General features: G+C 25.3%; 19 protein-coding genes. 9 read left to right on the top strand and 10 right to left on the bottom strand.

Going from position 1 to position 19,368, the window contains the following annotated elements; genetic code table 4:
* Positions 1 to 825 (bottom strand): riboflavin kinase, encoded by an 825-nt coding sequence (locus MFL_RS01745; protein ID WP_011183231.1) that lies wholly within the window; start codon positions 823 to 825, stop codon positions 1 to 3.
* Between the two features lie 110 nt (positions 826 to 935).
* On the opposite strand from MFL_RS01745, the gene MFL_RS01750 reads away from it, so the two are divergent.
* Positions 936 to 1,964: a hypothetical protein gene (locus MFL_RS01750; protein WP_011183232.1), complete on the top strand. Its 1,029-nt coding sequence runs from the start codon at positions 936 to 938 to the stop codon at positions 1,962 to 1,964.
* Between the two features lie 40 nt (positions 1,965 to 2,004).
* Here MFL_RS01750 and MFL_RS01755 read toward each other — a convergent pair whose 3' ends face one another.
* Positions 2,005 to 2,313 (bottom strand): hypothetical protein, encoded by a 309-nt coding sequence (locus tag MFL_RS01755; protein WP_011183233.1) that lies wholly within the window; start codon positions 2,311 to 2,313, stop codon positions 2,005 to 2,007.
* A gap of 101 nt (positions 2,314 to 2,414) precedes the next feature.
* On the opposite strand from MFL_RS01755, the gene MFL_RS01760 reads away from it, so the two are divergent.
* Entirely contained in the window at positions 2,415 to 3,185 is a 771-nt protein-coding gene (locus MFL_RS01760) for a glycerol-3-phosphate acyltransferase (RefSeq protein ID WP_011183234.1), read from the top strand.
* Between the two features lie 26 nt (positions 3,186 to 3,211).
* On the opposite strand, the gene MFL_RS01765 is transcribed toward MFL_RS01760, so the two are convergent.
* Both MFL_RS01765 and MFL_RS01770 read right to left on the bottom strand, forming a co-directional pair.
* Positions 3,212 to 3,943 carry a hypothetical protein gene (locus MFL_RS01765; RefSeq protein WP_011183235.1) on the bottom strand — a complete coding sequence of 244 codons (732 nt, stop codon included), beginning with the start codon at positions 3,941 to 3,943 and terminating at the stop codon, positions 3,212 to 3,214.
* 1 nt (position 3,944) lies between these two features.
* On the bottom strand, positions 3,945 to 5,078 hold the full coding sequence (locus MFL_RS01770; RefSeq protein ID WP_011183236.1) for a hypothetical protein: 1,134 nt from the start codon (positions 5,076 to 5,078) through the stop codon (positions 3,945 to 3,947).
* 182 nt (positions 5,079 to 5,260) lie between these two features.
* Here MFL_RS01770 and MFL_RS01775 point away from each other — a divergent pair, with 182 nt between their 5' ends.
* From MFL_RS01775 to MFL_RS01800, 6 genes are all read left to right on the top strand, one after another.
* Complete coding sequence (locus MFL_RS01775; protein WP_011183237.1) at positions 5,261 to 5,752, top strand: isochorismatase family protein; 492 nt, start codon at positions 5,261 to 5,263, stop codon at positions 5,750 to 5,752.
* Between the two features lie 128 nt (positions 5,753 to 5,880).
* Positions 5,881 to 6,117 (top strand): S1 RNA-binding domain-containing protein, encoded by a 237-nt coding sequence (locus tag MFL_RS01780; RefSeq protein ID WP_011183238.1) that lies wholly within the window; start codon positions 5,881 to 5,883, stop codon positions 6,115 to 6,117.
* Between the two features lie 243 nt (positions 6,118 to 6,360).
* Entirely contained in the window at positions 6,361 to 7,902 is a 1,542-nt protein-coding gene (guaA, locus tag MFL_RS01785) for a glutamine-hydrolyzing GMP synthase (protein ID WP_011183239.1), read from the top strand.
* On the top strand, positions 7,893 to 9,035 hold the full coding sequence (locus MFL_RS01790; protein ID WP_011183240.1) for an IMP dehydrogenase: 1,143 nt from the start codon (positions 7,893 to 7,895) through the stop codon (positions 9,033 to 9,035). Before guaA ends, MFL_RS01790 begins: the two co-directional genes overlap by 10 nt.
* Positions 9,036 to 9,128: 93 nt before the next feature.
* Entirely contained in the window at positions 9,129 to 9,749 is a 621-nt protein-coding gene (locus tag MFL_RS01795) for a hypothetical protein (RefSeq protein WP_011183241.1), read from the top strand.
* Positions 9,750 to 9,954: 205 nt separating this feature from the next.
* Entirely contained in the window at positions 9,955 to 10,401 is a 447-nt protein-coding gene (locus MFL_RS01800) for a hypothetical protein (protein ID WP_011183243.1), read from the top strand.
* Between the two features lie 77 nt (positions 10,402 to 10,478).
* On the opposite strand, the gene MFL_RS01805 is transcribed toward MFL_RS01800, so the two are convergent.
* From MFL_RS01805 to MFL_RS01830, 6 genes are all read right to left on the bottom strand, one after another.
* The gene (locus MFL_RS01805; RefSeq protein WP_164919783.1) at positions 10,479 to 13,805 is read right to left on the bottom strand and encodes a glycosyl hydrolase family 18 protein; all 3,327 of its coding nucleotides are present in this window, start codon (positions 13,803 to 13,805) and stop codon (positions 10,479 to 10,481) included.
* A 232-nt stretch (positions 13,806 to 14,037) separates the two neighbouring features.
* On the bottom strand, positions 14,038 to 14,289 hold the full coding sequence (locus MFL_RS01810; RefSeq protein ID WP_011183245.1) for a YneF family protein: 252 nt from the start codon (positions 14,287 to 14,289) through the stop codon (positions 14,038 to 14,040).
* A gap of 35 nt (positions 14,290 to 14,324) precedes the next feature.
* On the bottom strand, positions 14,325 to 16,292 hold the full coding sequence (gene tkt, locus MFL_RS01815) for a transketolase (RefSeq protein ID WP_011183246.1): 1,968 nt from the start codon (positions 16,290 to 16,292) through the stop codon (positions 14,325 to 14,327).
* Complete coding sequence (locus tag MFL_RS01820; protein WP_011183247.1) at positions 16,276 to 16,530, bottom strand: DUF896 domain-containing protein; 255 nt, start codon at positions 16,528 to 16,530, stop codon at positions 16,276 to 16,278. The genes tkt and MFL_RS01820 overlap by 17 nt, the downstream gene beginning before the upstream one ends.
* 28 nt (positions 16,531 to 16,558) lie before the next feature.
* Positions 16,559 to 17,656, bottom strand: a complete 1,098-nt coding sequence (gene yqeH / locus MFL_RS01825) for a ribosome biogenesis GTPase YqeH (RefSeq protein WP_011183248.1) — start codon at positions 17,654 to 17,656, stop codon at positions 16,559 to 16,561.
* Entirely contained in the window at positions 17,641 to 18,552 is a 912-nt protein-coding gene (locus MFL_RS01830; protein ID WP_011183249.1) for a hypothetical protein, read from the bottom strand. Before MFL_RS01830 ends, yqeH begins: the two co-directional genes overlap by 16 nt.
* Positions 18,553 to 18,654: 102 nt before the next feature.
* On the opposite strand from MFL_RS01830, the gene MFL_RS01835 reads away from it, so the two are divergent.
* Positions 18,655 to 19,359, top strand: a complete 705-nt coding sequence (locus MFL_RS01835) for a hypothetical protein (RefSeq protein ID WP_011183250.1) — start codon at positions 18,655 to 18,657, stop codon at positions 19,357 to 19,359.
* The last annotated feature ends 9 nt before the right edge of the window (positions 19,360 to 19,368 follow it).

Genomic DNA, 19,368 nt, shown 5'->3' on the forward strand with positions numbered 1-19,368 from the left:
TTATTCTCCTTTAAAATGTTTTATTGCATATGCTTTATCTTGATTTAATAAATCTTTCAGTTCGTCTAAGTTATTTACTTTAATACTTTCACGTATAAAATCAATAATTTCTACATCGATTCCTCATCCATAAATATCTTGATCAAAATCTAAAATATGACTCTCAAATACATTAACTCCATTTTTATTAGTTCAATAAGCGCTAATACTTGGATATGCTTTTTCGTCATTTGGTAATTTAGTAGTTGTTAAATAAACAGCTTCTTTCAAAATCAACTCATCATTAATAATGATATTTGCAGTTGGATAATTAATTGTTCTCCCAATGTGGTTACCATGCTCAACAAAACCTTTAAAACCAAAATTAAAACCATTTAAATTTTTATATTCTTGAATTTTTCCTAATTTTAAAAACTCTTCACTCTTTTTAATATCATTATTAAGTTTTTCATCATATTTAATAATTGTTTTATCTTCAAAAGCTGTTTCAATTTTGGCTAGATCTGAATTGTTATCAAATAAATAAACTTTTTGAATATTTAAATCTTGTTTAATTCTTTCATAATTATATTCTTGATTAAATGAATGTCATAAAACAAGTTCACAATCTAAATCTTTGGCTTTTTGCTCAATTCCTTTATTTGGAATTATATTTTTAAAGTTACTAATTTCTTTTTGAATCAAAATAACTTTTAAATTGTTCTCTTTCGCTTTTTTAATTAAATTAGTTTCATTTTCATCTCATTTATCAAATTCTGCAAATACAGCTACTGTTTGAGGCAAATTTCATAGCATCATTAGCATTTCATTATAGTGTATAGTCATTTTGTTTCTCCCCCACTTAATACAATTTAATTTAATTATATTTTTAAAATTCAAATTAATGTTGTACTAAATTATTAATTTATTTCTATTTTACATTATAATTATAAAATGTGAAAAGGAGAAAATTATGGCTGAAAAAAAAACAAGCTAAAAGCAAAATTAAAATTGTTAAACCACTAAAAAAAGAAACCAAAAAAACAAAAGAATTACTTTCTGATTTAAACGTTAAAATTAACAATAGCGAAGTTTCAGAAAAAGAAAAAAGATTGACTTTAATTAAAACTCATAAAAAAATTACAAATCTTTTATTAAAAACTATTCCATATTTATTATTCTTATTTATTTTAGATGTTGTAATGTTGAGTGTCATTACAGTACTATTTATTCTTTCAGCATTTGTGCTTGATAGAACAGCAGCTAATATTGTTAGATACATATTATTAGGTGTTTCAGCTTTTATGTTAGCAAAATTTACTTACATGAATTGATTTTCAAAAAATTTATATTTCAAAAAGATTATTGTATTTAAATATAAATCAAAAGTTGATAGACAAAAATTTAGAGCAGTTAGAGAAATTTCATTTACACCAATATGATTCTTAATATTCTTTGTCGCATCAAATTTTTACATTACTATTTTAGTAAACTTTGAAATTCAACAAAACTTTGTGTCAACTGGTGATAATAAAGTTTTAATCTGAGCTATTTTAAGAACCACAATTGATATGATGCTTCTTCCATCATTCTTGAACTCATTTAATAAAATTGCTGATAAATCTAAAGCAATTGATGCAAACTATGTTAAATTGATTAAAGATCAATATTTCTCAAATAAATCATTATTTGAGGATGTCGAATTTGAAGATAATTACTTAAACTTAAAATTTAGTAAAAACAGTTTAACTTCAAAAAATGGATTATTTATTTTAGTTAATAAAGATGATTTAACTAGACCTGATCAAGGTAGAATGATAGAAATAAATAATGAAATATTAGATCGTTATAAAGAAATATGAGAAAGTTATGTCGATTTATTAGAAAATAGAATGAAAGCTAAATTTAATAAAGCAACAGTTCACAAACTTTTCTGATTAGAAAGAATATATGACACAATTTTCTTAGATTTATTCGAAATTTAAAATTGATATTAAAAAACCTTATGTTAATTCATAAGGTTTTTTATTTTTTATCTTCAATTAGTTTTTCGTTATAAACAACTTGAAATTCATTTCTTGCTATTTTCTCTTTAATAGGTAAAACTTGATTTAAGTATTTAGGGTTTGCTTTTCTGCCAGCCATAATAGCATTATAAATAACTCATCCTAAAATTGGGATAAATCATAATAACCTTAATCATCCAGCTGTTTTATTATCAATTTTACTTACATGTTTATAAAGATCTTTGTTTTCAACTTTTAGTTGAGCATTTTGCTTTACCAATTCTTCAACTGTTAAGTCTAAATTTCTTTTTAGAATTTGTTCACTCATAGTTTCTCCTATATTTAGTAATTTAACTACAATAAATTTTAACACAAAAATCTAATATACTATTTGATATAATAAATTTGTTACTGAAAGGATTTGATTAAATGTTTCCCTATTTAGGAATTATTATAGCTTCAATCTTTGGTTATTTATTGGGTAGTGTTCTCTGATCAGTTCCTATTACTAAATGAGTCAAAGGTGTAAGCATTTATGAAGTGGGTTCAAATAACCCTGGGGCCACTAATACAGTTAGAATATTAGGTAAAAGATGAGGTTTAGCTGTAGCTTTACTTGATGGATTCAAAGTATTAATCACAGCTGCATTTGCAATTGGATTATCAATGATACCAAATGAATTATTTAGTAAAACAAGTTACTTTATTCCATGTATCTTTGTTTTGATTGGTCATTGCTGACCAATTTGATTTAAATTTAAAGGTGGTAAAGCTGTAAGTTGTTTCTTAGGTCTATTAATTGTTGTTAATTACTTATACTTTTTAATTTTCTTTATCGTTTGATGAATATTTGCATTTAAATATCGTAAAGTTAGTTTATCTTCAATTATTGGAACTGCTACAATCTTATTATTAATGTGATTACCTTGAACATATGGTGTTATGGGTTATAGTTTATTCAACGGATATGATTCTTTCATTGTTGCTTGAGATAAACACATTGTATTTAGTTTTTATAACTTATTTCATAAGTTTTCTTCTAATATACATGGTTCAAACTTTGCTGATGGAATGTTAACAGGGCAAATTGTTATCTTAATTGGAATGGTTATTTTAGTTGTTAGACATAAATCAAATATTGTTAAATTAAAAAATAAAACTGAACAACCAATTTATCCTAAAAAAGAAAAAAACGTGTAGACATAAGTCACACGTTTTTTAAATTATTATAAAGTGTAATTAAATGTTACTGATGTACCTAAATTAGTTCAACTTTTTCCACTTGAAAATGATCATATAGGATTAATATAAGAACCTATAATAAATTCAAACTCATATTTATCACCAGTGTCATAAGTATAATTTAAAGCTGAAAATTCATTATATTGTAATCTAGCTGAACCTGATTGTCAATAATAATTTGAGATTCTGTTTAATCGCGAATTAATTATTTCTTCGGGTAGTGTTGTTGGAGGCATTGGTCCTTTTTTAACGTCACAAATAGAATGTGGTTTTTTTGCAAAAGCACTAGTTGGATAGAAAACATCTCCTCCTCAAGTTATTTGATTAGAATTTTTAGTATTGTTATTTTCAAATCTATTTTCAGCAGATAAACTGTTTAATTCGACCAATTCTCATTCGTTAGGATTTTCAGTCGGCTTAAAAGCGTCAATATCTGTTTGAATTCTGTAAATTTTATAACTTAACACTGGTGCTGATGTTGCACCAGTTTCATTATAATGAAATAAATTTTTACCATCATTAGTTAAGTTTAATGTAATACTTCCACCTTTATCATTATTTACATATTCAATTTGATCTTTAGTTATATCAATAACTTCTGAAACAACTTTAATTTCTTTTGTTTCCTCTTTAGAAGATGGAATATTGACAGCTGCAACTGTACCACTAGAACTAACCAAAGTCATTCCAGTTAAAAATGTTAATATTTGTTTCATTTTAACCTCACAATGATGCTCTATCAAACACTCATGTTGTTTCCATTCATGTGTTAGCGTTTGTTGTTTCTGAGTTATCTAAATCGATAATTCCTTTGTTAGAAAGGGTTACTCTATTTGTTGCAGGATCTATATTAATGTTTAATGTTAAATTTAATGAAGAGTTTCAATTTCCAGTTGATTCATTAATTCCAATTGTTTCATAGTTAGTTTCAAAAACTAAATTGTATTCAGTTGATAGCTCCTCATTTTTTATAAAATCAATAGAATCAAGCATAATATTTGAATTATATCCTGCTTGTTGTATACTTCTACGCATAGTTCCATAGAAAGAAACTCTTTTTGTATTTTGCAAGTTAATTCCTTGAGTTGAAACAGTTGAGCCTGTTAGGCCTGAGATGCTTTGATTAATTACTCTATCTTTTGTAGTTACAACAGCACTATTTGAAGAACTTATATTAAATATTGTAGCTAAAAGTTCTGTTCCCATATCTTGTTCAGTTGAAACAGTATTATTAATGTAATAATGTGTACGTTCTGTTTTAAAAAATATTTTAACACCTACTTCTCCAGTTAAAGAATTAGTATATCGATATCCATCAACTACTGTTTGATTTAGTTTAATATCAGCAAATGCATTACCTTTTGAATCAATGTAATAAGTTAGTTCTAAATCAAGCGATCATCCTATACTTGTAGCTGAATTATTTTGGTGTATATTTCCCATAAATACAGCCTTATCTTTTGTATTTTGACTAGGATCTCTTTTTAATAAAATAGCTGTAAATCTTTGATTTACTGAAGCTGCTTCAATATTGAAAATACCACCATAATTTATTGTGTCAATTTTTGAATCATTTAATATATCATTAACTGTTATTGCGTTAGGCAATGGCACAGTGAAATTTGATTCAACTGTTTCAACACCTCTACCGCTAAACTTGTTCATAGTTGTAGCTCTTCTTAAATAATTGTCGCTAAAATCATATGGAGTTAATGAATTTGTTCCATACTCCAAATTTACTTTGTCATTTTTAATATCTTTTATATTTTCTTCTGTTGATAAACTAATAATAGGAGATGCAGCAGTTGCACTCAAACCAATAGCTCCCAAAACTGATAATAATGTTTTCATATTTGTTCCCCCTTCTGTGTAGAACCGTTAATATTTTTTATTAACTACTTTTATTTTTAATCTAATTTTTTATAAAGTCTATTTTTTAAATCATGATTTGAAACTTTAGTAATGTATAATTTTAGTAAATAACCCTAATTTTTACCACTATTATAATTTATATTAAAAACAAAGGAAAATTTATGAATAAAGCTTTAATAATAGTTGATTATCAGTATGATTTTGTTGATTCAAATGGAAAATTGTATGTGCATGCAGCTGAAAGTAAAAAAACTTATATAGAATATTTAATTAAAATTTTCAATGAAAACAATGATTTAGTTGTTGCTACAAAGGATATGCACCCACTTGATCATTATTCTTTTGCTCAATGAGGACCACATTGTGTTGTTGGAACTAAGGGTACTGATTTATACTTTGATTCTTCTTCAATTGATAAGATAATTGAAAAAGGCAAAAATAAAAAAACTGAAAGTTATAGTGCCTTTTTTGATGAAAAAGGGAATTCTAACTTTCTTGACGAATATTTAAGAGAAAATAATATTCAAGAATTAACTATTGTGGGAGTTGCTTTAGAAGTTTGTGTTAAAGCAACTTTTGAGCATGCAATTGAGTTGGGTTATAAAACTAATTTAGATTTAAAAGGTTGTGCAGGATTTCAAGATAAAAAATAAAAATACTATTTTATTTAAAACTAATTGATATAATAAAGTTAGTATTTGAACAAATCGAATCTTAAAATTTTAACTTTTAGTTCATAATTTTATCCATTTGATCAGTATTATAGAAAGTAGACGACAAAATGAACAAAGTTATCTCAGTTAAAATTTCTGATATTGCTCCTTTTGGTGCATTTGCTATTTTTGAATTAGACGGTAAAGAATACAAAGGTTTAATCCATATTAGTGAAATTGCTAACACTTTTGTAAACGACATTAACGATTTCGTTAAAGTTGGTCAAGACGTTGAAGTTCTAATTTTAGAATTAAACGATGAAAAAGCTCAAGCAAAATTATCAATTAAAAAAGTTAACGCTTAATTAATAATTAAACGAACTAAAAAAGAGAACTTACAGTTCTCTTTTTTTCTTTGCAAATATTTTAACATTTATTGTTGAATATAAATACAACATTAATATATAATAATTCAAATAATTAAATATAAAAAACTTATACATGACAACATATTGGGTTGTCGACCTGCCTCTGGACCTATCCTTAGACTATAAGCGTGAGGTTTTTTTACACAAAAAAGCCTCTTTTTTATTTAGAAGGAGATTAAAATGAAAAATACTCAAATCTTGATTTTAGATTTTGGAAGTCAATATACACAGTTATTAGCTAGAAGAGTTAGAGAAGCTAATATTTATACAGAAGTTTTACCTTTTGATACATCAATTGAAAAAATTAAAGAATATCCACTTTTAAAAGGTATCATTCTTTCTGGTGGGCCTTCAAGTGTATATTTACAAAATGCTTATAAAATAGATTCTGAAATCTTAAATTTAGATATTGCTATTTTAGGTGTATGTTATGGTATGCAATTATTAACTCAATATTTTCAAGGTGCTGTTGAATTGGCTGATGAACAAGAATTTGGTAAAGCAATCATAACTATTGATGATAAAAAAAATCCACTTTTTAAAAATGTAACTACTGAGTCTCAAGTTTGAATGAGTCATGCTGATCATGTTACAGAGTTACCAGTAGATTTTAAACAGATTGCACATTCTAACGCAAGTATTGCAGCTATTGCTCATAATACTAAACCAATTTATGGTATTCAATTCCATGCTGAAGTGACTCATTCTTTACAAGGTAAAGAAATGTTAGAAAACTTCTTATATGATATTGCTAAATGTAATAAAGACTGAAATCTTGATGACTTTATTGATCAACAAATCAAAGAAATCAAAGAAACTGTTAAAGATAAGCAAGTTATTTTGGGTTTAAGTGGTGGAGTTGATTCATCAGTTGCTGCTGCTATTATTGGTAAAGCTATTGGTAAACAACTTACTTGTATCTTTGTTGATACTGGTTTATTAAGAAAAAATGAAACAATTGAAGTTATGAAAGCTTATGAAACTAATTTTGATATTAATATTAAGTTAGTTGAAGCAAGTGATCTTTTCTTTTCTGAATTAAAAGGAATTAAAGAGCCTGAAGCTAAAAGAAAAATTATTGGTAAATGTTTTATAGACGTTTTTACAGATGCGGCTAGACAACATAAGGATGCTGATTTCTTAGCACAAGGAACTATTTATCCAGATGTTATTGAATCTTCTTCTCATGGAGCTAGTTCTAAAACAATTAAATCTCATCACAATGTTGGTGGATTACCAGAAGATTTAAAATTTAGATTAATTGAACCTTTAAGAAACTTATTTAAAGATGAAGTAAGACAAGTTGGTTTTAAATTGGGATTACCTGAAGAAATGATTAATCGTCATCCTTTCCCTGGACCTGGGCTAGGAATTAGAGTTATTGAAGAAGTAACTAAAGATAAAGTTGAAATTTTACAAGAAGCAGATGCTATATTTATTAAAAAATTAAGGGAATGAAATTTATATAATACAGTTTCACAAGCCTTTGTTACATTATTACCAGTTAAAACAGTTGGTGTAATGGGTGATAATCGTACTTATGATTATGTTGTTGCTTTAAGAAGTGTTAATACAATTGATTTTATGACAGCAACTAGCACACATCTTCCTTGAGAATTTTTAGATGAAGTAGTAAATGAAATAATAAATAAAGTAGATAATGTTAACCGAGTAGTTTATGATGTTACATCTAAACCTCCAGGAACAATAGAATGAGAATAAATATGAATAAAGATTTAAATGGAAAAATTATAAATGAAGCAATTACTTTTGATGATGTACTATTAGTACCTAATTACTCAGAAGTTTTACCTCATGAAGTTTGTTTAAAAACTAAATTAACTAAAAATATAGAATTAAATATTCCTATCATTTCTGCTGCAATGGATACAGTTACTGAATCTGAGTTAGCAATTGCAATTGCAAGTATTGGTGGTATTGGTATTGTTCATAAAAATTTAACAATTGAACAACAAGCAAATGAAATTAAAATAGTTAAATCAATTAAACCTACAGATGAATTTCCAAATGCTTGTGTTGATGCTAATGGATTTTTAAGAGTTGGTGGTGCTGTTGGAGTTAATGATGAAACTCTAACACGTGTAGAAGGTCTAATTTCAGCTGGTATTGATGTTTTAGTAGTTGATTCAGCACATGGTCATAGTAAAGGTATTATTGATGTTGTAAAAGCAATTAGAGTTAAATATCCTAACTTAGATATTATTGCTGGTAACATTTGTACAGTTGAAGGTGCTGAAGCTCTTTATAAAGCTGGAGCTGATTGTGTTAAAGTTGGAATCGGTCCTGGAAGTATTTGTACAACTAGAGTGGTTGCTGGAGTTGGAGTACCTCAAATTACAGCAATTAATGATGTTTACAATTGATCTATTAATAAAGACGTAACTTTGATTGCAGATGGAGGAATTAAATACTCTGGTGATGTTGTTAAAGCTTTAGCAGCTGGTGCTCATTCTGTAATGTTAGGAAGTATGCTAGCTGGAACTGAAGAAGCACCTGGTCAAGAAGTTATTATTAATAATAAAAGATATAAAACTTATGTTGGCATGGGTTCTTTAGCAGCAATGAAACGTGGAAGTAGTGATCGTTACTTCCAAAAGGGAGCTAAAAAATTAGTTCCTGAAGGAATCGAAGCTGTTGTTCCTTTCAAAGGGACTTTAGAAGAAGTCATTTTTCAATTAGTTGGTGGTTTAAGAAGTGGAATGGGTTACACTGGTTCTAATACAATAGAAACTTTAAGACACAATGCTAAATTTGTTAAAATAACTGGAGCTAGTTTAAAAGAATCTCATCCTCATGATGTAGAAATTTCAGCTGAAGCTCCAAATTATAAATAAGAAAATAACTCACTTTTAAAACAAAGTGAGTTTTTATTATTATGTTTTTCTATTAATAATATAAAATATTAGTATCTTTAAGGCGGATACTATATGATTGAATTTAATAACACAAAAAAATATTTTAAAGTAATGATTAAACGATTAGTAATTTTTGACATACTCTGTTTTATATATTGAATGCCGGGATTAGTTTTATTAATACTTTCAGTTTTATATGATGAAAGCAGTTTTGTTAAAAAACATGAATGAATTATAATATTTAATTATTTCACAACAATTTTTTGTTTCTTTATTAGTTTTTGATTGTTCTTTTATATATTGAATGTTTTGAGTTTAATAAAGAATACCGAGATTTCAGATAATGAAAAATATTTATCTATATTTGCTTTATTTTTAAACCATAAAAATTTTAAAAGAGTTTTTATAGATCAGAATAAACAATTTTCAAACTACATTAAAATTTTTTGAAAAAAAGATGATAGCAAAAAAATGAATACAAAAAAACATGGTTTTTTATACATTACAGGCGATATTCTCTTTGAAATATTTACTTTTTGAGGTGTTGGTACCATTTTACTTATTTTATTTTTTATTCTATTTTACCCAATATTTTTAATTATTTATGTGCTTGTTTATCTATTTTCAATAGATATAAATATTAAAATTAACAAAGAATTAAATAAACAGCTAATAGAAAACAAAAAAATCTAAAGTGATTTAATTGATGTAATGATAAAATGTAAGTGTGATATTTTTTTATTACAAAAAGGAAAGACAAAGGCAAATAAATTCAATGAAAAAAGAAGAAAATAAACAAATTCTTGAACTTAATGAATTTGTAAAAAATAACTGTAGTATTTTCTTATTTTATAACTTCTTTAATTAACTATTATTTAAAAATAGAAGTTTAATTCAAATGTTTTGAAGTATTTTATATTTTATATCATTAACGCCTTGTATTATAGGTTTAATACAAATACATAATTTAGAGATTAAAAAAGAAAGCAACGATTATAATGATCATGATGAAATTAAAATTTATATTGTTTTAGTTTCTATTTTGGATCTTTTCATAACTTTTTGACTAATTTTAAATTTAGCTTTACTGATGGTTATTGTTTTAGATAGTAATTCAAAACCACCAAGTCCTGGATTTTATTATTCAATAATTTTTAAATTTTTAAATATCCTATTTATTTCAATTAGTAAAACATTTAAAAATAAATTTGACAATCAAAGCTTATTTAATCAAAAAAACAGAAAAATAATCTTTAATTTATTATTTCTATTACCTTTAGTCAACGTTATTTGATTATTTATTATACTTGTACCAATAATAAAAGAAGAAGGAATAAGAAAATAACTGTTTATATTAAAAAAACTCATTTTAAATGAGTTTTATTTTTTAATTATTAATTACTTGCTCTTAGATTTTGTACTTTATACATTATCTTGTAATTTACCAAAACTTTCATCAAATCATTTACTATATGATCACCTATATCACATAATTTTTGGTTCTGTTCCACCATAAGTATCTGGTATCATACCTTCAAATGCATCAAAAAGAATTGATCATGTCATTAATCCTCTAATCTTAATTCCATCAGAATTTAATAAATTGTAAGCTTTATTGAAAGCTTCTTTTGAACCTGCTCCTCTTCCAGCTGGTTCATTTGTTGAAGCACCAATAATGAATTTATCTGCTGGTATTTGATAAAAACCATTTTGATTATTAGGCTTTGAAGTAATATATTTTGACATTAAATAATAAAATTCACCACGCTTGTCAACATTATCATTTGTAATATATGTATTTTGTTGAACACCTGTTTTTTTAGCATCTTCACTTGTTTCTACTAGAACACCATCCCCTCAACCATTATAAAATTGGGGATTTATTCAGTCATAATAACCATCAAGACCATCTAAAAATTCTTTATAGTTACCATCAGCTTCTTTGATTTTTCTAAGGTAAGGAAATTCAGGGGCCATAGTTATAATAAAATCTTTTCCTTCAGATTTATACTCATCTTTTAATTCTTTAAGAGCTTCAGCTGTTACATTTTTACTTTCTGAACTTTTTAAAGATTCAGATTCTCAATCTATGTCTAATCCATCAAAACCATATTCGTTAATTACACTTTTAATTGCTGTTTTTAATTGATCTTTTTGATCATTTCTAAATTTCATATGTTCAGCAGTAGCTCCTCCCATTGATATAAGTACTCTTTTACCTTGAGATTGTAATGCTTTAACTCCTTCTTTTATTGCGGCAGGATTATTAGGACTATAAGTTGGCATTTGATATTCTACAGTAGAATATAAAAATGATAAATTAATAACATTATAAGAAGAAGTTAATAAATCTTTATCATTTAATGCAATTTTATTTTCAAAATTTCCTCCTCAATCATAATGATACCCAACTAGGGTTTTTACTTCATATTGAACTTGTACACTACCTTTATATTTGGCTAAATTATTAGATTGAATCGTTGCTACTTCATTTGTTTTATTAATTACTTTTAAATCTTTTTCTTGAATTGTTGTATTTGGGTTAAATTTTAAAATGTTTCTAATTATTCCTGAATCTAAATTATCAGATATACCTTTTAAATTTCTTTCTTTTATTAAAGTGCTTAAATCAACTGCATTCGATGTATCTATAATATATTCTATTTTAACTGAACCACTATATTTTGTTGGATCAGTTGATTTAACCAAGGCGTTTGATATAGTAATTGATTGTGAATCAATCCCTATTGCATTAATATCTATATTTGGATTTTTTGATTTAATAACTTGTTTGATTGTATTTTCATCAGTTGAGCTTAATGTTCCTAAATTAGTTTGTTTTAATACAGAAGAAAGAGGAACAGCTTTTGAAGTATCAAGTTTAAAAGTTATGTTTACACTTCCTTTATATTTGCTTGGACTATTTGATGTAACTATTGCTGATGTTTCAGTTATATTGTTAATATCTACGTAATTAACTTCTAAATTAGAATTCAATTTTGATAATTGACTTTTAATAGTTATTTCATCTAATTTATTTAAAGTACCTAAATTTGTATTTGTAATTACTGATGCTAAATCAATAGCTAAAAGATTTTCATCTACTTCAAAAGTTAAATCAAGATAACCTTCTTTAGGATTGATATAAACATTTTCATTAGTTGAAGTAACTCTAGCTCAACCTCAACCACTTGAAGAATTAAAACCAGCATCATATATTCTTACATAATTAGAATTTAACTTAGAATTATCTTTTACTAAAGCATTTAATATTAAATCAGGATCTGCATTTGGTAAAACAGTTGTAATGTTTTTATTAGTTATAACATTTGTTAAATTAGTTTTTTCTGGTTTTGTTCCATTGATAGTAAATGTTACATTTACAGAACCTGTATATCTTCCAGAAGCTGATGAATTAACTCTTGCTGATGTTTGAGTTATATAATCAATTGAAATATCAGAAGCTAATAAATTTGAGTTTTTTGCTAAAATACTTGCTTGAATTGTTGAAGCATTATTATCTTGTAAACTACCTAAATTAGTATTAACTAAAACTGAACTTAAATTTTGTTTAACAACTTGAATAGTAAATGAAACATATACAGAACCTGTATATCTTCCAGAAGCTGATGAATTAACTCTTGCTGATGTTTGAGTTATATAATCAATTGAAATATCAGAAGCTAATAAATTTGAGTTTTTTGCTAAAATACTTGCTTGAATTGTTGAAGCATTATTATCTTGTAGATTACCTAAATTAGTATTAATTAAAACTGAACTTAAATTTTGTTTAACAACTTGAATAGTAAATGTTACATTTACAGAACCTGTATATCTTCCAGAAGCTGATGAATTAACTCTTGCTGATGTTTGAGTTATATAATCAATTGAAATATCAGAAGCTAATAAATTTGAGTTTTTTGCTAAAATACTTGCTTGAATTGTTGAAGCATTATTATCTTGTAGATTACCTAAATTAGTATTAATTAAAACTGAACTTAAATTTTGTTTAACAACTTGAATAGTAAATGTTACATTTACAGAACCTGTATATCTTCCAGAAGCTGATGAATTAACTCTTGCTGATGTTTGAGTTATAGAAGTGATATTAATATCTTTTGTTGTTAATTTAGGATTTAATTTAATGACTGCTTGTTGAATTGTTAGCACGTTGTTATCAGATAAAATACCTAAATCTTTTTTAGTAATTACACTACTTAAATTTGGTTTTATTGTTTGTAATGTAAAAACAACTGTGAGTGAACCATTATATATAAAATCATTACCTATTATTAATGCTGATGTTGAATCTATTTCTGTGATTTCAAAACCATTAATGTTAATATCTGGATTTTTTGATAAGATTGCATTTCTAATCGTACTTTCTGATTTATTACTTATTGTACCCAGATCAGTATTTATGATATTGTCTTCTAAAGCTGGAACAATGTAAAAAGAAACTGTAATTTCACCATTATATTTATCTTGACCAATTAAAGTTGCTTTTCCTGAACTTTCACTTGTACTAATATTAGTTATTTCAAAATCTGATGTAACTAACTTTGGATTATTTAATAAAACAGCTTGTCTTATTTCATATTCTGTTGGTTTATTTATAATTCCTAAACTCTTTTTTTCAATGACTATTGCAATATTAATTTTTTTAGTATTAGTGCTACATGATACAGCTAAAATTGTTGTTGGAACTGTCAATGATATCGTGCCTAATAAACCTAATAATTTTTTCAAAACATTTTTCCTCACTATTTATTTACAAAATCATTATAAGTTATATAAAATTGTTAATAAATAAAAGATAAGTGTGATATGTAAGTTTATTTTTGAGTAAATTTAAAAAGTAATTTTATAAGTGTTTAAAAAATAAAGTTAAAATTAAAATTGCACATTTTTTTAATAATTTAAAATAAAAAATATGCTTTGGCTCGAAAGACCAAAACATATTTTTAATTATATTTTTTAATTATTTTTTAGCTTGTTGCATTGCACGCATTGTTTTTTTAATATCTGATTCACTTGGTTTTCTTCCCATGCTCATGTACATTGCGCGAATTTGTTTTTCTGTAACAGGTGGGTTGTCTTTTAATTGTTTTTTAACCATTGCTCTAGTAATGAAAAAACCAATAATTGCTCCTAAGATAATTGCTCCTAAGATAACTCCGATTAGCATTCCTGCTAATCCTCCTGCTGAAAATTCTGTTGTTAATAATACCATAATTTCACTCTATTCTATTTTTTCTTAATTTTAAATTATTTTATAACCTTTTTAATTTTATTAAAAATTTGCTCACTTGTAAATCCATATTGACTAATTACTGTATTAGCTGGTGCACTTGCTCCAAAAACATCAATTCCAATGTTTAATCCATTGTCACCTGTATATTTGCTTCATCCATAAGTTGTTCCCATTTCAATTGAAACTCTTAAAGTTGATTTATCAATAATTTTATCTTTATATGATTGATCTTGTTGATCAAATAAGTTTGTTGAAGGCATTGAAACTACTTTTGCAATGATGTTATCTTCTTTTAGTCTTTTAGCTGTTTCTATCGCTAAACCAACTTCACTACCTGTTGCTATTAAAGTTACTGAAGCATTAGGTTGATCAAAAATAATATATGCTCCTTTTTTAACTTCTTCATAAACATCATTATGTGGTAATTGAACTAAGTCTTGTCTAGTTAAAACTAAAGTAGAAGGACATTTTTTTAAGTCTTGTAAAGCTATTTTATAAGATGCTAATGTTTCAGCATAATCAGCTGGTCTAAATGTAATGTGATTTGGAATACTTCTAATCATTGCTAATTGCTCTATTGGTTGATGAGTTGGTCCATCTTCTCCAACAGCAACTGAATCATGAGTAAATATAAACAATTGTTGTGTATTCATAATTGATGATAAACGCATTGCTGGTTTCATGTAATCTGAGAATACAAAGAATCCACTTGAGAATGGAATTAAACCACCATGTTGATGAATACCATTATTTATAGCTCCCATAGCAAATTCTCTAACACCATAAAGAATATTTCTTCCACTTCTGTTATCAATATCAAATTGACCATCAGCACCTTTAATTCTTGTTGATGAAACTAAATCAGCTGAACCACCAATTAAAAATTTAACTTGAGAATTTATGCTATCTCAAATGTTTCCTGAACTAACTCTAGTAGCTTCTGCTTTTTCTGGAGTTTTACCTTTTAATGCTTCAAAATCAAAATTAATTTCTTTGTTAATAGCATCTGTAAATTGTTTTGCTAATTCTGGATTTTTAGTTTTTAAAGTATTTAATGTTTCGTTTCATTTTTTTTCAATTATTAAATTTTTTGAAATATTTTCATTTCAATGTTTATAAATATCAGTTGGTATTTCAAAATCATCAAATTTTCAATCAAAAACGTTTTTAACTGTTTCGATATCTGAACCAATTGGGGCACCGTGTACTGCACTAGTCCCTTGTTTTGTGGCCCCTATACCAATAATTGTTTTAACTTCAATATATGTAGGTTTATCTGATACTTTGGCATCATTAATAGCTTTTTCAATAGCTACTAAATCTTCACCATCATTAATTTTTAAAGTATTTCATTGAGCAGCTTTAAATCTTTCGTGCATATTTTCACTTTGAGCTTTTTCAACTTTGTCATCTAATTGAATATCATTTGAGTCGTGAATTAAAATTAATTTGTTTAATTTTAATCTACCAGCTAAACTAATTGATTCTTGAGCTACACCTTCTTGTAAATCTCCATCACCACATAAAACAAATGTATGGTGATCAACTAATTTTAAATCTGATTGATTATATACTGATGCTGTATGAGATTCAGCAATTGCCAATCCAACAGCCATAGCAATTCCTTGACCTAAAGGTCCAGTTGTTACATCAACCCCTTCAGTTAAGTGAGATTCAGGGTGACCTGGTGTTTTACTATTTCATTGTCTAAAGTTTTTAATTTCATCCATTGATAAATTATAACCAGCTAAATGTAATGCTGAATATAATAAAGCACTTCCATGCCCTGCTGATAATACAAAACGATCTCTATCAAATCACTTAGGATTTTTAGGATTGTGTTTCATAATTTTGTTAAATAAAGTATAAACGATTGGTGCAGCGCCTAATACAATACCTGGGTGACCTGAATTTGCTTTATTAATTGCAGAAACTCCTAAAATTCTTAAAGCATTTAAATTGTTGTTATTTTTGTTTATCATATTTATCTCCTTCATTCTTTAGTTTGCTTGGTGTTACATCATTTCCTTGTGCATCTATTACTTTTGTACTTTTTAATTGTTGTTCAAAACCATTTCTAAAGTAATTCAAGTATAGAACTTTTAATTCTTCTCTATATGCACTTTCTTCTGATGTCAGTTCACGATCCTTTTTGATTTTTGCCAAACGATTTATTTCTTGAATAACTTCTGGCATTGACATTTCTTTTGATTGACTCATTTTAATACCCCTTTAAACTTATTTTATACTAAACTAATGGTTTTCTTAATGTTGTTTCAACTTCAACATTACTTGTAGGAATATTTATTGTTACTTTCATTGGATTTTTAACTTTAAAGTTAAATCAACCTAACCCTGAAATAGATATTTCAAATTCTTTGTTTATATCTTTTTCATTAAATATAAACTCTCTTTTAACAAAGTTATTGTCTAAATTATATGGAACAATATTTTCTTTATTTCTTGTGTAATAATCAAATGCGTTTTTTGTATTAGTTCTATGTAATTTGATTTCTTTGTTATTGAAGAAATGAAAACTGTTAATTTCATCACTTTCTCATTCAAAATCAACTCAAGCAATACCTGCATAAAAGATTGAATTAAATGGCTTTAATTGAAAAGTATTTTGTGCAACTTCTTTATTGAAGTAAATATATTTTCAATCTTCTTTATCTAATAAATTAGCTGCAGAATTGCTTCTAGCGATTCCTGGTGTATCAAATATAATATCATCACTTGATAATTTAATTTGAATGAAGTCTAATGTTGTATTAAAGTATTTAGATTCAACTATTTGAGGTATTAAGTTATTAGTTCTTAAAAGTGAATTAATAATTGAAGATTTACCAACATTAGAGCTCCCAATGAAATATTTTTTAGTTTTAGTTTTCTTAATTTTATTTAACAAACTATTTGTAAAATTATTTTTAAAACTTGTGTTTAAAATAATATTTGCATCGTATATAGCACTTTTTGCAAATAGATCAGTTATATATCTTCTTATTTTTGCTAGTTTTACAGCTTTAGGGAGTAAATCTATTTTATTAACTACAATTGTAACTGGGTATCTTTTAATAGCTTCTTCAATTTCTTTAACTCTACTTCCTTCTAAATCAAAAATATCGATTATATAAAAGAATTCTATATCTTTTGGTTTATCATTTTGAATTAAAGTTTTTAATTTTAAAATAAATTGCTCAGCATTTATTTCTTGATTAATTAATTCATTATAGTTTTTAATTTTAAAACATCTTAAACAATATTCATTTTCTGGTTTAATGACATAACCAGGTTTATTTTGATCTTTATTTTGTTTTAAAATTCCACAACCTATACACTTGCTCATGTTTCCCCCATTTGTTTGTTCATAATATAACTTAAGAACTTTATTAAAACTAATATTTTTAATACATCATCATAACAATGTGATCTAGCTTCTTTTAAACTTTTAGATAGTTTATTGTGTTCATATTGTGAAACATTTTCTAAACTAAATAGTTTTAAAGCTCTACTACATAAGAATGTTATATTATCATCTTTAAAATTATATTTATTATGTAGATCTTCTGTGTAGTCGAAGAATTTTTTTAAACTTCTTATTTTAATAGAATCATCTACATCACCCTTTTTAAGGTTTTGTTCATTATAAAATTTTTCCCCATTTTTTGAATAATTAGAAAAACTTAAATTTTGTTCTAACGCATCATATATATCAAAACTATTTAACTTATAGCTTTTTGTATCTTTATTGAAAATAAATAAATCAGTTTTTTTATTCTTAAATAAAGCTTTATATGTATTAATTCATTGTTCGATTATTTTTTTATCATTATCTTGTCCTGCAAAAATAATTGTTCTAATGTTTTTGTTAACACACATATTAATAAAACATTTAATCATTGACTGATATTGATTTTTAAAATTATATTTATCATCATTGATTTTTCTTTTAATTGATAAACTGTTTATTGATTTATGATTGTTTCTTGTTAAAACTTCATTGAAATTCTTAGCAAATGAATAGTTCATTAAATAAACTATATCTTTTTCTTCTTCACTATATAATTTAGGTTTTATGTTTTCAAAGTCATGACTACGATTAAAAAATTCTGTATCTAATATTAGAACCGGAAATTTAATTTCTTTTAATTTATTTTGTAAACCTTCAAAATTAAAATGAATTGATTGGTATTTATTCAGTTTTATTGAATTATCTTTAATTTCCAAATTTTTATACTTCATAGTTCTCTTCTTTTCCTTTTTATATTTTAACAAATTAATATATTATTTCATTGTTGTATAATCTTATTTATAGGTTATAAACACTAAATGGAGGTATTTTTAATGATATTAAGTAAATTAACTAGTAACATTTTAATTAATGAATTAATTGATGATATAAATTCTTGCATTAAAAATATGAATTTAGTTGAGGAATTGAACCAAAGTAAAGATTATAATTTCAATAATTTGCATGAGATTTATAATAATAAATTAATAGAATTATTTGAATTAGATAACAATCTTTCTTCTATAAATATTTTTATAGAAGATTTTACTCAGCAGGTAAGTAAGATGTTAATTGATGAAAAGCAAACATTTAAATTAAATGATTCAAAAGAACAAGAAAATAAAAAAAGAGTTTTTGAATTCATTATTTTCATTCAAAATAAACTTTTAAATTATAAAAAAATAATTATATCTTTAAACTGAATTCTAGAAAAAATGGGTAATGCCATTGAAATAAATGAAAATAATAAGAATGAGTTTGATTCATTAGTTGATTTTAATATTGAAAGAAGATTTAAAAAAATAAGAGAAGATATTGAATTAAGTTCAAATTTATTAGATTCTCAAAATCTATTTATCAATGAATTTGAAAAATTGAATTTAAATGATAAAAAGGAAATACTAGAAAAATTATTAAACTCAATCAATTTTGATTCCATTTTAGAAATGCATGATATTGACGAAATTATTAGAATATCACAAATGTCTACTTCAATAAATTTTTTAATTAAGTTTATTGAAGTTATTAATAAAATATAAAATAAAAAA

The sequence above is a fragment of the Mesoplasma florum L1 genome, assembly GCF_000008305.1.
Lineage (GTDB): Bacteria > Bacillota_I > Bacilli_A > Mycoplasmatales > Mycoplasmataceae > Mesoplasma > Mesoplasma florum.